General features: G+C 51.9%; 14 protein-coding genes. 10 read left to right on the top strand and 4 right to left on the bottom strand.

Annotated features, from left to right (window positions below; translation table 11 throughout):
• Positions 1–2: 2 nt before the first annotated feature.
• Positions 3–803, bottom strand: coding sequence for a glycosyltransferase family 2 protein (locus FU672_RS14885; protein ID WP_148243807.1), 801 nt, complete (start codon positions 801–803; stop codon positions 3–5).
• 205 nt (positions 804–1,008) lie between these two features.
• On the opposite strand from FU672_RS14885, the gene FU672_RS14890 reads away from it, so the two are divergent.
• Together FU672_RS14890 and FU672_RS14895 are read left to right on the top strand one after the other, a co-directional pair.
• Complete coding sequence (locus FU672_RS14890; protein ID WP_148243808.1) at positions 1,009–2,214, top strand: glycosyltransferase; 1,206 nt, start codon at positions 1,009–1,011, stop codon at positions 2,212–2,214.
• Positions 2,215–2,229: 15 nt separating this feature from the next.
• Positions 2,230–3,144, top strand: a complete 915-nt coding sequence (locus FU672_RS14895; protein WP_148243809.1) for a hypothetical protein — start codon at positions 2,230–2,232, stop codon at positions 3,142–3,144.
• Between the two features lie 27 nt (positions 3,145–3,171).
• Here FU672_RS14895 and tdh read toward each other — a convergent pair whose 3' ends face one another.
• On the bottom strand, positions 3,172–4,200 hold the full coding sequence (gene tdh / locus FU672_RS14900) for an L-threonine 3-dehydrogenase (RefSeq protein ID WP_023309906.1): 1,029 nt from the start codon (positions 4,198–4,200) through the stop codon (positions 3,172–3,174).
• Positions 4,201–4,209: 9 nt separating this feature from the next.
• Positions 4,210–5,406 carry a glycine C-acetyltransferase gene (gene kbl, locus FU672_RS14905; RefSeq protein ID WP_148243810.1) on the bottom strand — a complete coding sequence of 399 codons (1,197 nt, stop codon included), beginning with the start codon at positions 5,404–5,406 and terminating at the stop codon, positions 4,210–4,212.
• Between the two features lie 215 nt (positions 5,407–5,621).
• On the opposite strand from kbl, the gene rfaD reads away from it, so the two are divergent.
• The 6 genes from rfaD to FU672_RS14935 are packed head-to-tail and all read left to right on the top strand — an operon-like array spanning position 5,622 to position 11,816.
• The gene (gene rfaD, locus FU672_RS14910; protein WP_148243811.1) at positions 5,622–6,554 is read left to right on the top strand and encodes an ADP-glyceromanno-heptose 6-epimerase; all 933 of its coding nucleotides are present in this window, start codon (positions 5,622–5,624) and stop codon (positions 6,552–6,554) included.
• Positions 6,555–6,556: 2 nt separating this feature from the next.
• Positions 6,557–7,603 carry an ADP-heptose--LPS heptosyltransferase RfaF gene (rfaF, locus tag FU672_RS14915; protein WP_148243812.1) on the top strand — a complete coding sequence of 349 codons (1,047 nt, stop codon included), beginning with the start codon at positions 6,557–6,559 and terminating at the stop codon, positions 7,601–7,603.
• Positions 7,604–7,606: 3 nt separating this feature from the next.
• Positions 7,607–8,590 (top strand): lipopolysaccharide heptosyltransferase RfaC, encoded by a 984-nt coding sequence (rfaC, locus tag FU672_RS14920; protein ID WP_148243813.1) that lies wholly within the window; start codon positions 7,607–7,609, stop codon positions 8,588–8,590.
• Between the two features lie 3 nt (positions 8,591–8,593).
• Positions 8,594–9,703, top strand: a complete 1,110-nt coding sequence (locus FU672_RS14925) for a glycosyltransferase family 9 protein (protein ID WP_148243814.1) — start codon at positions 8,594–8,596, stop codon at positions 9,701–9,703.
• Positions 9,704–9,708: 5 nt separating this feature from the next.
• Positions 9,709–10,617, top strand: a complete 909-nt coding sequence (locus tag FU672_RS14930; protein WP_148243815.1) for a glycosyltransferase family 2 protein — start codon at positions 9,709–9,711, stop codon at positions 10,615–10,617.
• Positions 10,605–11,816 (top strand): O-antigen ligase family protein, encoded by a 1,212-nt coding sequence (locus tag FU672_RS14935; protein ID WP_148243816.1) that lies wholly within the window; start codon positions 10,605–10,607, stop codon positions 11,814–11,816. The genes FU672_RS14930 and FU672_RS14935 overlap by 13 nt, the downstream gene beginning before the upstream one ends.
• Positions 11,817–11,839: 23 nt before the next feature.
• Here FU672_RS14935 and FU672_RS14940 read toward each other — a convergent pair whose 3' ends face one another.
• Positions 11,840–12,796: a polysaccharide deacetylase family protein gene (locus FU672_RS14940; RefSeq protein ID WP_148243817.1), complete on the bottom strand. Its 957-nt coding sequence runs from the start codon at positions 12,794–12,796 to the stop codon at positions 11,840–11,842.
• A 150-nt stretch (positions 12,797–12,946) separates the two neighbouring features.
• On the opposite strand from FU672_RS14940, the gene rfaQ reads away from it, so the two are divergent.
• Entirely contained in the window at positions 12,947–14,017 is a 1,071-nt protein-coding gene (gene rfaQ, locus FU672_RS14945; RefSeq protein WP_148243818.1) for a putative lipopolysaccharide heptosyltransferase III, read from the top strand.
• Entirely contained in the window at positions 14,014–15,141 is a 1,128-nt protein-coding gene (locus FU672_RS14950; protein WP_148243819.1) for a glycosyltransferase family 4 protein, read from the top strand. The genes rfaQ and FU672_RS14950 overlap by 4 nt, the downstream gene beginning before the upstream one ends.

The raw sequence follows: 15,141 nt of genomic DNA on the forward strand, positions 1-15,141 counted from the left end.
ACTTATTTCGCAATCTGAGAGTCCGTTTGCTCGTTAGCAACGGGCTCTTTTTTCTCCTGATGCTGATACCAGGATTTGAAATACTTCAAAAAACTATAGGCTGTGGCATACAGCCCTGTCGCCGCCCCCACTTTGCCCTGACGCCAGGCACCGCTAAACAGATACCATTTGAAAAAAGCGCCGATGGCGCTGATTACGCCGCGCCCGATAGAGGGCCGTATTTTTTGATGTTGAACCAGACGGGTTGAATAACAGTTTAATTTGTTAAAAAGTTCATGCAGCGTGGGAAACGTATCATGTTTTACGTAGCCCGGAATACGCGCACAACGGAGAAAACCTTCGACCTGATCGTCTACCGGTCGGTTATTAAACCGGGACTGTTTACGGTTAAAAAGCCGCACAGGATAATCGGGGGATGAAACAGGATAGATCGTCCGGACTTCTTCACCCAGAACAAACCAGTGGCGGCATATTCGCCATGCCATTCCGGCGTCTGGCTCATCGCCTGCTTTTAACGTTAAAATGGCATCAACCGTTTCCTGGTCAAGAATTTCGTCGCTGTCGATGCACAGGACCCAGTCATTGCTGGCTAAGGATATGGCATGGTTCATCTGCTCGCCATGCCAGCCAAATTTTTTATAGACGGGTAGCAGTCCAAAGCTTTCACAAATATATCGTGTTTTGTCCGTACTGCCTGAATCGACGACGACAACTTCATCCGCTATTTTTAAAAGAGGCGGGATAACATCGTGCAATAATCTTTCAGAATTAAACGTTAATAAGCAGACCGTTATTTTAAACATTTTTCCACTCTCAATAGCAGCCTAAATTAATATTATTAATACTATATAAATGAGTAGAGACGATTAAAGTCCTGAATCACACTTTTCAAATAAGCACGCTTGAAATTTTGTCTAATCCTGAAGCGCAATAAAATAGAAAAATCTATTTTATTTCAACAGATTCTTTATAATGCAGTCAGATGAAGGGTAGCACACGGATTCAGACATGCCGCACAAAAGTAAAATTCTCCTCCTGGACACGGGTAAAGAATGGGGGGGAGGCACCAACAGTATGCTTGAGCTCCTGAAGCGAATCAATCGCGATAAATTCGATATTACCTGTTGTTTTTACAGTGATTATAGTCGTGCTGAAGGTGAGACAATTGGCCAGGTGCTCAACGGCATCGGGATCCCGCTCATCGTGATCCCTCAACGTCAGCAGCCGGTCTGGGCCAAATTGTTGAAGGAAGCGGGACGTAGCCTGCTGTTTTTCTCACGCAGTGCCCGCAAGGCATTGACGCGTCATGTGGATATTATGTGGCGCATCAAGCCTAACGTCAGCAAAATCGAAACCCTTTTCACGCAGGGCGGTTTCGATACGCTCTATATGAATAACCAACCGGGCTCAAATGAGGAAGGCTATCTCGCGGCAGCAAAACTGCAGGCGCGGTTGATTCAGCACTGCCGCATTGAACCTGTTTTGACCCCACCGCTGGTGAAGCTGGTTAATGCCCATGCCACAAAAATCATCGCCGTCTCGCACGGCGTTGAACGCGTGTTGCTTCAGCATGGCGTCCGGCCTGAACTGTGTACGACGGTCAATAATGCCATCGACATCCACCAGCCTTTACCTGACCGACGCGCGATGCGCCAGCGCCTGAACATTGATGACGACACGTTTGTGTTCGGCAGTATCGGGTCGTTAATCCCTCGCAAAACCAACCACCACACGCTGGAGGCGCTGGCGCAGTTCAGCCAGAAGCATCCCCAGGCGAAATGGAAAATGGTGCTGGTCGGCGAAGGTGGCGAACGCCGCGCTTTAGCGGAACAGGCCCGAGTGCTGGGAATTGAACACCACGTCATCTTTACCGGCTTTCAGAATACCCCGTTTGATTACCTCGCTACGTTTGACGCCTTTATTCTCGCCTCAAAAAGCGAAGGGCTACCGCGTGTGGTGCTGGAAGCGATGCTTCTCAATATCCCGGTGATTGGATCTCAGGTGACCGGCACGGCGGAATTGATTGATCATGATTCGACAGGGCTGCTCTTCCCCTGGAGCGATGTTTCACAACTTGCACAGCATCTGGACAATATCTGGGCAGATGCGGAGCTGCGGGCTCGACTGGCTGCGGCTGCATACCAGAACGTCTGTCATACCTATGCCATCGAAAACTATGTCAGCGGTGTCGAAGCCGTGCTTGGTGCGCACTAACCAAACGAGATAACTATGTTTAAATTTCTTAATGCTCGCTATCGTCATATCACCGGGCGACACAACATTCCTTATAGCTCTCTGCCCGTGACGGGCGCACTTGCTGCGGTGGATTCTATTGTGATTCCGTGTACCGGCGCAGATTTCGTCGAAGAAGCATTACTCTCTGCCACCTTCGCGGAACGTTATGCCACCGGGGCGAGCGAAATCGTCATCGTCAGCGATCAACCTGAATCCGCCTTTGGGGTACTGCCGCCTAAAACCCGCGTCGTGACGCTTAACCTTCCGGTTCGTGAGGAAGGTTACCGCTATAAGCAGATCTACCTCAGCCGTCTGGTGAAGCTTAACGCCCCGCTGCAGGCACGCGGTGAAGGGATACTGATGATCGATTCCGATCTCAACCTGCTGAAGATGCCCGAGATCAAGATGGCCGATATGCACATCTACTCCAGCTTCCGTCAGGGCAAGATGATTGCCAAGCTTGACGGTGCGCCAGCGGAGAAGGTGCCGGCGTATTACAAAGAGACGGTGCGCCCGTATCTGGTCGATCACGTTAACGGCGCGTTTCTTGCGGCAAACAAAAAAACCTGGCGCCGCATCTGCCCGCTGTGGCTGACGCTGTTCCAGGATACCTGGGAGCTGATGGACGACACGCAGCCGCCGACCGATCAATTACCCCTCGCCGCGCTGCTGGATATGCTGGATTTAAAAACGGTCAACCTGGGCGACTGGATGAACTGGCCGGTCTCCAAGAAGATCGGCGGTCAGGAAGCCGTGGTACCGAAAGAGGTGATTGGTGCGCACGGCGGTTTCCCACTCTCCGAATGGCAGAAGTATCTTGAATCGCCGGATAACAAACTGTTGTTCAAAGGTCAGGACTACACCCGCAAGGTGCGTTACCTGACGGACGAAGAGAAAAAGAATCAATGAAAAAAGGGGCCTGAGGCCCCTTTTTGATTATTTATCCCAGCTCAGGATCACTTTCCCTGACTGGCCGGAACGCATCGCGTCAAAGCCCTGCTGGAACTCATCAATGGAGAAACGATGAGTAATAATCGGGGACAGATCCAGACCGGACTGGATCAGCGCCGCCATCTTGTACCAGGTTTCGAACATCTCGCGGCCATAGATGCCCTTGATGAACAGCCCCTTGAAGATCACTTTGTTCCAGTCGATAGACATATCTGACGGCGGGATACCCAGCATCGCGATACGGCCACCGTGGTTCATGGTGTCGAGCATGGTGCGGAACGCCGGTGGCGCACCGGACATCTCCAGACCCACGTCAAAGCCTTCGGTCATGCCCAGCTCTTCCATCACGTCGGTCAGGCTCTCTTTCGAGACATCTACCGCACGGGTGACGCCCATTTTACGCGCCAGCGACAGTCGGTATTCGTTCACGTCGGTGATCACAACGTTGCGCGCACCCACGTGCTTCGCTACGGCTGCCGCCATAATGCCGATTGGGCCCGCGCCGGAGACCAGCACGTCTTCACCGACCAGGTCGAAGGAGAGCGCCGTGTGCACCGCGTTGCCGAACGGGTCGAAGATGGAGGCCAGATCGTCAGAGATATTGTCCGGGATTTTGAACGCGTTAAACGCCGGGATCACCAGGTACTCCGCGAAGCAGCCCGGACGGTTTACGCCCACGCCAATGGTATTACGGCACAGGTGCGTACGCCCGCCGCGGCAGTTACGGCAGTGGCCGCAGGTAATATGGCCTTCACCGGAGACGCGGTCGCCAATTTGGAAGCCTTTCACTTCCTGGCCGATACCCACCACTTCACCGACATATTCGTGACCGACAACCATCGGTACCGGAATGGTTTTCTGCGACCACTGGTCCCAGTTGTAGATGTGAACGTCAGTACCGCAGATAGCCGTTTTACGAATTTTGATCAGCAGATCGTTATGACCGACTTCCGGCTCCGGCACGTCGGTCATCCAAATCCCTTCTTCCGCTTTCAGTTTGGATAACGCTTTCATCACACGTCCTCAGGCAATTACGCCCAGCTGTTTGCCGATGCGGGTAAAGGCTTCCACCGCACGTTCAATTTGTTCAGGCGTATGCGCCGCAGACATCTGGGTGCGGATACGCGCCTGACCTTTTGGCACCACCGGGAAGAAGAACCCGGTGACGTAAATCCCTTCTTTCTGCAGCTCGCGGGCAAATTGCTGCGCGACGACCGCATCGCCCAGCATCACCGGAATGATCGCGTGGTCAGCACCGGCCAGAGTGAAACCTGCGGCACTCATTTTTTCACGGAACAGACGAGCGTTGGACCACAGACGGTCGCGCAGCCCGGCACCGGACTCCACCATCTCCAGTACTTTAATGGAGGCAGACACAATCGCGGGTGCCAGGGAGTTGGAGAACAGATATGGGCGAGAGCGCTGGCGCAGCCACTCAACCACCTCTTTTCGAGCGGCCGTATAGCCGCCGGATGCGCCGCCGAGCGCTTTGCCCAGCGTACCGGTGATGATGTCCACGCGGCCCATCACATCACAGTATTCGTGGGAACCACGGCCGTTTTCGCCAACAAAACCGACCGCGTGAGAGTCATCGACCATCACCAGCGCATCGTATTTATCCGCCAGGTCGCACACGCCCTTCAGGTTGGCGATCACGCCGTCCATGGAGAACACGCCATCGGTGGCGATCAGCACGTGGCGAGCACCTGCTTCACGAGCCTCTTTCAGGCGCGCTTCCAGCTCAACCATGTCGTTGTTGGCGTAGCGGAAACGCTTCGCTTTGCACAGGCGTACGCCGTCGATGATGGAAGCGTGGTTCAGGGCGTCGGAGATAATCGCATCTTCTGCGCCGAGCAGGGTCTCAAACAGACCGCCGTTGGCGTCGAAGCAGGAGGAGTACAGAATCGCGTCTTCCATTCCGAGGAAGCTCGCCAGCTTTTGCTCAAGCTGCTTGTGGCTGTCCTGCGTACCGCAGATAAAGCGTACGGAGGCCATACCGAAACCGTGGGTGTCCATGCCGTTTTTTGCAGCGGCAATCAGCTCAGGGTGATTCGCAAGACCTAAGTAGTTGTTCGCACAAAAGTTGATCACATGGCTGCCGTCGGCAACGGTGATGTCCGCCTGCTGGGCAGACGTGATAATACGCTCTTCCTTGAACAACCCTTCCGCACGTGCGGTGTCGAGGTCGTTGTTTAACTGTTTGTAAAAATCACCACGCATTGCAATTCTCCAGACTCGGCAAATTTCGGGACATATTACCCAAACCTATAGTTCATGACGAGATGACACGTCATCTCTTGTCGTTTTTGCAGCATAAATCACGCGTACCCCTGCGCTGTGAAGGTGAATGGCTGAAGGGCAGCCATACTAATGATATGATAGAGACATTAGCGTCCGGGATTGTCCCCGGGCTTCACACTTCAAAGGTTACAGTTATGATCATCGTTACCGGCGGCGCAGGCTTTATCGGCAGCAATATTGTTAAGGCTCTCAATGACAAAGGCATCACCGACATCCTGGTGGTTGACAACCTGAAAGATGGCACCAAGTTCGTCAACCTGGTGGATCTGAACATCGCTGACTACATGGATAAAGAAGACTTCCTTATCCAGATTATGGCAGGCGAAGAGTTCGGCGAGATCGAAGCCATCTTCCACGAAGGCGCCTGTTCCTCCACCACCGAGTGGGACGGTAAGTACATGATGGACAACAACTATCAGTACTCCAAAGAGATCCTGCACTACTGCCTGGAGCGTGAAATTCCGTTCCTGTACGCCTCCTCCGCGGCAACCTACGGCGGCCGCACCTCGGACTTCATCGAGTCCCGCGAATATGAGCAGCCGCTTAACGTCTACGGTTATTCTAAATTCCTGTTTGACGAGTACGTGCGTCAGGTTCTGCCAGAAGCGAACTCGCAGATCGTCGGTTTCCGTTACTTCAACGTCTACGGACCGCGCGAAGGCCACAAAGGCAGCATGGCAAGCGTAGCATTCCACCTGAACACCCAGTTGAATAACGGCGAAAGCCCGAAACTGTTCGAAGGCAGCGACGGCTTTAAGCGCGACTTCGTTTACGTGGGCGACGTTGCCGCAGTGAACCTGTGGTTCTGGGAAAACGGCGTATCCGGCATCTTCAACCTGGGTACCGGCCGCGCGGAGTCCTTCCAGGCAGTGGCTGACGCAACGCTGGCGTATCACAAAAAAGGCAGCATCGAGTACATTCCGTTCCCTGACAAGCTGAAAGGCCGTTATCAGGCGTTCACGCAGGCCGATCTGACCAACCTGCGCGCCGCAGGCTACGACAAGCCGTTCAAGACCGTTGCCGAAGGCGTAACGGAATATATGACCTGGCTGAACCGCGACGCGTAAGTATGAGAATTCTGGTGATCGGCCCGTCATGGGTGGGCGACATGATGATGTCGCAAAGTCTCTATCGCACGCTCAAGGCGCGTTATCCCCAGGCGATAATCGACGTGATGGCGCCCGCGTGGTGCCGTCCGCTGTTGTCGCGTATGCCGGAAGTGAATGAAGCCATCCCGATGCCGCTTGGCCACGGGGCGCTGGAAATCGGCGAACGCCGCAAGCTCGGTCATAGCCTGCGCGAGAAGCGCTACGATCGCGCGTATGTCCTGCCAAACTCCTTTAAATCCGCCCTGGTGCCCTTTTTTGCGGGCATCCCACATCGCACCGGCTGGCGCGGTGAAATGCGCTACGGCCTGCTGAACGATGCGCGGGTGCTGGATAAAGACGCCTGGCCGCTGATGGTGGAGCGCTATGTGGCGCTGGCCTATGACAAAGGCGTGATGCGCAGTGCGAAAGATCTGCCGCAGCCGCTGCTCTGGCCACAGCTTCAGGTTAACGACGGTGAAAAATCCCAGACCTGTAACGCGTTTGGTCTTTCGTCTGAACGCCCGATGATTGGCTTCTGCCCTGGCGCCGAGTTCGGTCCGGCAAAACGCTGGCCGCACTATCATTATGCGGAGCTGGCGAAACAGCTGATTGACGAAGGCTACCAGATTGTCCTGTTTGGTTCGGCAAAAGACCACGAGGCTGGCAACGAAATTCTCGCGACGCTCAGTAATGAACAGCAGGCCTGGTGCCGCAACCTGGCGGGAGAAACGCAGCTTGAACAGGCGGTTATTCTGATTGCCGCCTGCAAGGCTGTGGTCACCAACGATTCAGGCCTGATGCACGTCGCCGCTGCGCTCAACCGCCCGCTGGTGGCGCTGTATGGCCCAAGTAGCCCGGACTTCACGCCCCCGCTTTCTCATAAAGCGCGCGTCATCCGCCTGATCACCGGCTACCACAAAGTGCGCAAAGGCGATGCCGCAGAAGGCTACCATCAGAGCCTGATCGACATCACGCCAGAGCGCGTTCTCGAAGAGCTTAACGAACTGCTGTTGAGCGAAGAAGGATAACGAATGCGGGTACTGATCGTTAAAACCTCTTCGATGGGCGATGTTCTGCATACGCTGCCGTCGCTGACGGACGCCATGCGGGCCATTCCCGGCATTCGTTTTGACTGGGTGGTGGAAGAAGGCTTCGCGCAGATCCCCACCTGGCATGAAGCGGTTGACCGCGTGATCCCGGTGGCGATTCGCCGCTGGCGCAAAGCGTGGTTCTCCGCGCCGATTAAAGCCGAACGCAAAGCCTTCCGTGAGGCGGTGCAGGCACAGCATTATGACGCTATCATCGACGCCCAGGGGCTGGTGAAAAGCGCCGCGCTGGTGACGCGTCTGGCACACGGCGTAAAGCACGGCATGGACTGGCACACCGCCCGTGAACCGCTGGCGAGCCTGTTCTATAACCGCCGCCACCACATCGCAAAGCAACAGCATGCCGTCGAACGTACCCGCGAGCTGTTTGCAAAAAGCCTGGGCTATGCGAAACCGGAAACCCAGGGCGACTACGCCATTGCGCAGCACTTTTTGCGCAATACAGATCCCTGTGCTCAGCCTTATCTTGTCTTCCTGCATGCCACAACGCGCGACGATAAACACTGGCCGGAAACGCACTGGCGAAGCCTGATTGAACTAATGCAACCTACCGGTATCCATATTAAACTGCCCTGGGGAGCTGAACATGAGCGGCAGCGTGCAGAGCGTCTGGCCGCCGGCTATTCGCACGTCGAGGTATTGCCGAAGCTCACGCTGGCGCAGGTTGCAGCGCAGCTGGCGGGGGCGAATGCTGTTGTTTCCGTTGATACAGGCTTAAGCCATTTAACCGCAGCGCTGGATCGTCCGAATATTACGATTTTTGGCCCGACCGATCCTGGATTGATCGGGGGTTACGGTAAAAACCAGCATCAGATGGTCAGCCCGACCCAGCAAACGAAGGATATCAGCGCAGATGCTATTTTTTCATTTTTACAGGGCAGCCGTTGGCTTTCCAACAGGGATATCTAACGCATGAGTTACGTATTTCTGCTGATTTTACTCTTTCCGGTGAAACTTATCCGGAAGCTGTTCCGCAAAGAGACAGGTAAAAACCTGGTCATTCAGACAGCAAAAATCGGCGATTTTGTTAATGCAACGCCCCTTCTGGCATACCTGCAAAAAAGCGACGTGCTCATCAGTCGTAGCGTGGGTGCACTGGCGAAGCATGATGAGACGATCGACGAGATTTTTTTTATCGAGCAGCATAAGCGTAACCTGTGGCGAAAGCTGGTCTTTGCCTGTCGGATCATGAACCGCTATGACAATGTCTATCTTCTGCAACCTAACAGCGTGAACCTCTTTTTCGCCGCCGTTTGTAATGCTAAAAACAAACAGTTTTTAAGCACTTACACACGCAGATGGTATCACGGTATTTTCTATGCAACGGCAGACGGTACTGTTGAACACGGTAGAAAGACGCTGTCGGTCACGAACTATCTGAAACTGGCCGATCGCGCCTTAACCTGGCAAGACTCGCCAAAGCACGCCACAAAGCCACTTTTCAAACCCGCGACCTATCCGGCAATCCTCGATAAACCCGGCGTGATCCGCATTGGCATCAGCGTAGCCGCCGGAAATAAAGCGAAAACCGTTCCGCCGGTCATCTGGAAGCAAATTGCCGATCGTCTCGCCGACCTGCCTTGCGAATTTTATGTGTTTGGCGCCCCGAATGAACAATCGTGGATGGATGATATCACCCGCGCTTATGGTGAACTGCCCAACTTTATTAATCTGATTGGCAAAATCTCGCTTGAAGAGCTGCCGTGGGCCATTTCTAAAATGGATTGCTATATCGCGTCTGACTCGGGGAATGTCTACATTGCCGATGCAGTCGGGGTGCCGGTAATCTTACTGTTCGGGCCTTGCTGCCACTATGAACAGCGTCCGCTGGGCAACGTATTGCTGATTGGTAATGATGCCAACATTTGCTCATATGTTTTTGAAACACGATATTACTTCTCACAGAGCCGGGAAGAACTCTTCGCTGTAACAGACGAATCGCTACGTGACCTCAAACATTTTATTTGCGAGTTATCAACAATTAACGCAACCGCATATTCCTTTGATGCTCAGGGAAACTAATTATTATGGCTTTTCTAAGCATCATTATTGCCGCGCATAACGCCAAAGATACGCTTCATACAACGCTGGAAAGTCTACAAAACGCGATTAATGATGCGGGCGATGATGTAGAGATCATTATCTTTAACGACAGTTCCGATGACTCAACACAGGATATTATTGAGGCGTGGCTGCCAACGCTTCCGAATGCGCAATCCCGATACGTAGAGTACCGTAACGTAGGTCATGTTCGAAACAGTGCCCTCTCGCTGGCCTCAGGTGAATACATTACCATGCTGGATAGCGATGACCGATTGAAACCGGGCAGCATCAGGGACGCTGTGGCGTACCTCAAAACAGAGCGCCCTGATATGCTACTGACGCGCTTGCTGGAAATTCGTGACACCCAAAAAATCACCGCCGACTGGCAGGGGTTCTCTCCTGTTGCTTTGTCACAACATGAGGCAATAAAGCGGTTCCTGCAGCACAAAGATTTTCAGGCACATCTCATCGGGCAATTCATTCATCGGAAATTGTACGTAAGCAACCCGATTCCTTCGATGGTCTGCTATGAAGATTTCGCCGTATTTCCCGGCATGTTGATGCAATCGAGTAAAATAGTCTATCAGCGTCAGGGACACTATTATTACATCAAACGTAGCGACAGTTTGTCGAGCCGACTCGATGCCAGTAAAATCGCTACGCTTATCGAATGCACCTTACGGATGGAAAAAACATTCCCGATATTATTCAAACATCTTATTAATTGTCATTGGTTTGATATCTACAGTAACCACCGGCAGCATCTAACCGACCTGCAACTCAAACTGGTTAAACAGCGGGTAAACACACTTTATTCTTTCTCTTTCTTCTTCTCCAGAGATGTACGTTTCAGCTACAAAAAAAGGGTCATTGAGGCACTATGGAAAAAGTAAAACTGCGGCTTTATCAGCTTACGCTGATTTTGAGCCTTATTTCGCTTGCGCTCACGCTGCTTAGTTCAGGTAAGCAACGAGAGTTTTTCTATATTGCGACTTATGCCAGCATTATCGGCTTAGCATGTGAATATAAAAAAATCGCAGTGCGTCCTTTTTCTATCGCATTGCCGATTTTGCTAATTGGGTTGCTTAATTTTGGCTGGTACATGGTGTATGAATACCATAGTGAAGGTCTGAACGTTTATAGCGATTATCTCGGCGCAAGTAAAAAATTGATTCTGGCAAGCATTCTCATTTTTTATCTTGACCGGTTTAAGTCTTATATTGATAAAACATCCTTCCAGAAATATTTCTTATACGCCTCCGGTGCAGGGTTTATACTCGCCACTGGCTATGGCTTATGGCAGGCATCACAGGGTATGGGGCGTATCGAGATGGCTATAAATCGTGCGACCGTGTCGGCCTATGTTTACTCTGTACTGTCACTGGCGTTGGTATACAGCCTTTATCTACAGAAAAATATAAAACTTTATGTAGCCGCAGGACTCATCATCTTAATATCTTATTTTGTTATTCTTTTAACGGGCACGCGTGCCGCAATGGGATTATATTTACTCCTGGCGATTGTACTCACGCTTTACCACTTCAGAAGAATACACCTTAAATCAACGCTGATTTTCTTATGTATTGTGGCAGGTATTGTTATCGTTAGCTACAAGCCATTAATTTTACCAAAGATACAACAAACACAAACTGAAGTTGAAAGTTATCAAAAAGGATACGATGCAACTTCACTCGGTGCACGTTTTTCTATGTGGAGTGTTGGTATTCAAAACGGACTTGCCCATCCTTTAGGGCAGTCTGTTGAAGACCGTGAAGTATGGACACAGCAATATGTGAAAAATGGGCATCCACATCTCGCATCCGCACTCGATTATATCAGGGTGCATCTGCATAATGAGTTTATTGAAAAATATTCTCTGCAAGGGATCCCCGGTCTGGTGATATTATTCTTTTTCTATATATCGATGATCGCTTACGCGCTTAAAAACAGAAACGGCCTGCTGCTGACGACCATGCTTCTTTTATTACTCTATGGCCTGACGGACGTCATACTATTGAGTTCAGAAGCCTTAATCTTCTTTGTCACCGTGTTTGCGCTGAGTACACCTTTTTCTCAGACCCGGCAACGTTAATGATAATGCCCGCGTCGCGGGCATTATTTTTTCTTGTATTGATAAAACTCCGCCAGCGTCATCCCCACCGTCTTATCGGATAACCAGCTAAAGAGCGTTTCTAAATCCTGATACAACCCTTCGATCGCCGCCTCATCTTTAAACGTAGGGCTTCCGCCAGGCATAAATTCCGACGAATGAAGCATAAACTCCACGTACTCACTTCCCTGAGACAGGCATTGCTGTGCAACCTGAATCATTTGCGCCGCATTCCCACCGGACGGTCTTAGCCAGTTGACGGAGGGTGAGCGGTATTTACCGCGAAGCCGATCGTAACCCTGTTTGATCGTGTTCAACCAGGCCGGGTGTTTATACTGAATGCTCATCGGCACTTCGAGTAATAGGCTATTGCCTGCCCGGGAGATATCGTCAGTATCAATAAAGTAGGCGTGGTCAGGAAAATGCTGATAATTCGTTCCGCCATTACCCTGCGGCGCCCCCTTCGCGTTGCGCCAGTTCACTCGCGGCGTGACGGAACAATCAACCTGATAGCCCAGCTCAATCAGTAACCTGGCGTAGCGGCTATCAAATGCCCAACGTCCGGCACGGTGGCTTAGCATTTTGGTCTGGAATGTCTCTTCCAGCAGGCGAGTCATGAACAGCACTTTCTCGCGCATAACCTCATCCGAAAATTCAATCAAATAAGGCTGCCAGCGCCAGTCATCTCCCGTGAGATCGTGCTCCGGTGGGCTATTCCATGCGTGAAGGTGCATCCCCACTTCCCCCTGACCGCGGGCGATCACGTCCCTGGCGAACGCAATGAAAACGGGCTCGATTGCCATCTCGTAATTGGTAAGCCACACGGGCTTAAAGCCGAAACGCTCACAAAGCGTCTGGAACCGCGCCAGATAGCGCGCGTTTTCCGTTTTAATGACGCGGTGATTTTGCCAGAGATTATCGCCCTCAGTATCAATTGTGATGATAAACGCTGGTTTGTTCATAATGAGTCCGCAAGACAGGAAAGTTAGCGCTATGTTACGCACTCTCCAAAGCATGAGTAAACCCTTCCAGGGAAATTCCTGAGATTATGGAGAAAGAGTGCAAGTCGCTATCAGGTCTATTAGAATTGCCATCAGTACAACGCCGATAAGATGATGATGAATAACTTACCTGACACACCTGATTTGCGCATTTTACTTATCAAACTCCGCCATCATGGCGACATGTTGCTGACCACTCCCGTCATTGATTCGTTACGTCAAAAATGGCCGCAGGCACAGATTGATGTCCTGCTGTATGAAGAAACGCGCGATATGCTCGCCGCGCATCCGGCGATCGGTACAATTTATGGAATCGATCGTAAATGGAAGCAGCTGGGCACGCTGAAGCATCTTCAAAAAGAGTGGCAGTTGCTGTGTGCGTTAAGAAATCAGCATTATCATCTGGTCATTAACCTTGCCGATCAATGGCGTAGCGCTATCGTCACCCGTTTCACCGGTGCACCGGTTCGCCTCGGATTCGCGTTTAACAAACGCAACAGTGCATTCTGGCGTTTTTGTCATACCGATCTGGTCTCTGTCGATGGCCACAAATCCCTGCATACGGTCGAACAGAATCTCTCCATTTTAACGCCATTACCGGTCGCGCCGCAGCCTGCCGTAACCATGGCCTACACTGCAGAAGACTGGGATCATGCCCGTCAAAGACTGACGCAGACGGGTGTGGGCGAGCGCTATATCGTGATCCAGCCGACGTCACGCTGGTTCTTTAAATGCTGGAGCGAAGACAAAATGGCGCAAACCATTACTGCACTTCAGCAGGATGGTCATACGGTTGTGCTCACCGCGGGGCCGGATAAAAAAGAGTTGGCGATGATCGATCGCATTCTCGCTGCCGCACCGAAAACCGGTGTCGTTTCGCTGGCGGGCCAGTTGACGCTGCGTCAACTGGCATCGCTTATCGATCATGCCTCTCTGTTTATTGGTGTCGACTCCGTACCGATGCATATGGCCGCCGCGCTGCAAACGCCCTGCGTGGCCTTGTTTGGTCCATCAAAACTGACGTTCTGGTCACCCTGGCAGGTTAAAGGGGAAGTGATCTGGGCCGGCGATTACGGCCCACTACCCGATCCGGATGCCATTGATACCAAAACGAAAGAACGCTATCTCGACGCCATTCCCGTTGATGCTGTCGTCTCCGCCGCAAGGAGATATCTGTCATGAAACACCATCGTCTGGCCATTGTTCGCCAAAAGTATCGCCCTGATGGCGGAGCGGAACGCTTCGTTTCGCGCGCCCTCACCGCACTGAGCAATCAGAACCTTGAACTCAACGTCATCACGCGTGAGTGGCAGGGAGAGAAGCAAGACGACTGGCATATTCACATTTGCAACCCTCAAAAATGGGGTCGCATCAGTCGTGAACGCGGATTTGCACAGGCCGCACGCGCGCTGTGGCAGCAACAGCAGTTTGATATTGTTCAAAGCCATGAGCGCATCCCGGGTTGTGATATCTATCGCGCAGGTGATGGGGTGCATCGTCGCTGGCTGCTGCAGCGCGCGCGCATTTTACCTGCCTGGCGCGCGAAAATGTTGATGCTCGACCGTTATCACCGCTACGTGATGCATGCCGAACGTGAAATGTACCAGGCGCCCGAGTTAAAAGCGGTGATTTGTAATGCGGAAATGATCAAACGCGAAATCGTTGAAGACTTTGATATTGACGCAAAAAAAATACATGTGATTTATAATTCAATAGACTCCACCCGCTTCGTTCCGGCAGAAGAGTCGCAGCGTTTTGCACTACGCCAGCAGTTTGGCTTGCCAACCGATGCCGTAATATTCTGCTTCGTAGGCTCAGGGTTTGAACGAAAAGGATTGGCCAGCGCCATACGCGCTATCGCTGGAACATCAGCCTGGCTGATTGTGGTTGGACAAGATAAAGCAGAACGTCGTTATCGCGAACTCGCCCGTTCGTTAGGCTGCGAGGGGCAAATCCGTTTCCTGGGGGTGCAAAAAGAAACTCTGCCTTTTTATCAGCTATCCGATGGTTTACTGTTGCCAACGCTGTATGATCCCTTTCCTAACGTCATTCTTGAAGCGATGGCCTGCGGCTTACCCGTCATTACTTCAGAGAGTTGCGGTGGTGCAGAATTTATTCAACAAGGCCAGAACGGATTTTATTGTGACGCACTTGATATCAGTGCATTGAAGGAAGCGGTAGCCGCCATCCCTTCTCTGGAAAAAAATAACAATATGGGACGAGCGGCACGTGAACGTGTAAAAGACGCCACTCCCGAAAAACTGTCAAGTCAGCTTATTACGCTTTATCAAAAATTACTGGATTAA

Origin of the sequence: Enterobacter asburiae (genome assembly GCF_008080435.1) — a bacterium.
GTDB lineage: Bacteria > Pseudomonadota > Gammaproteobacteria > Enterobacterales > Enterobacteriaceae > Enterobacter > Enterobacter asburiae_C.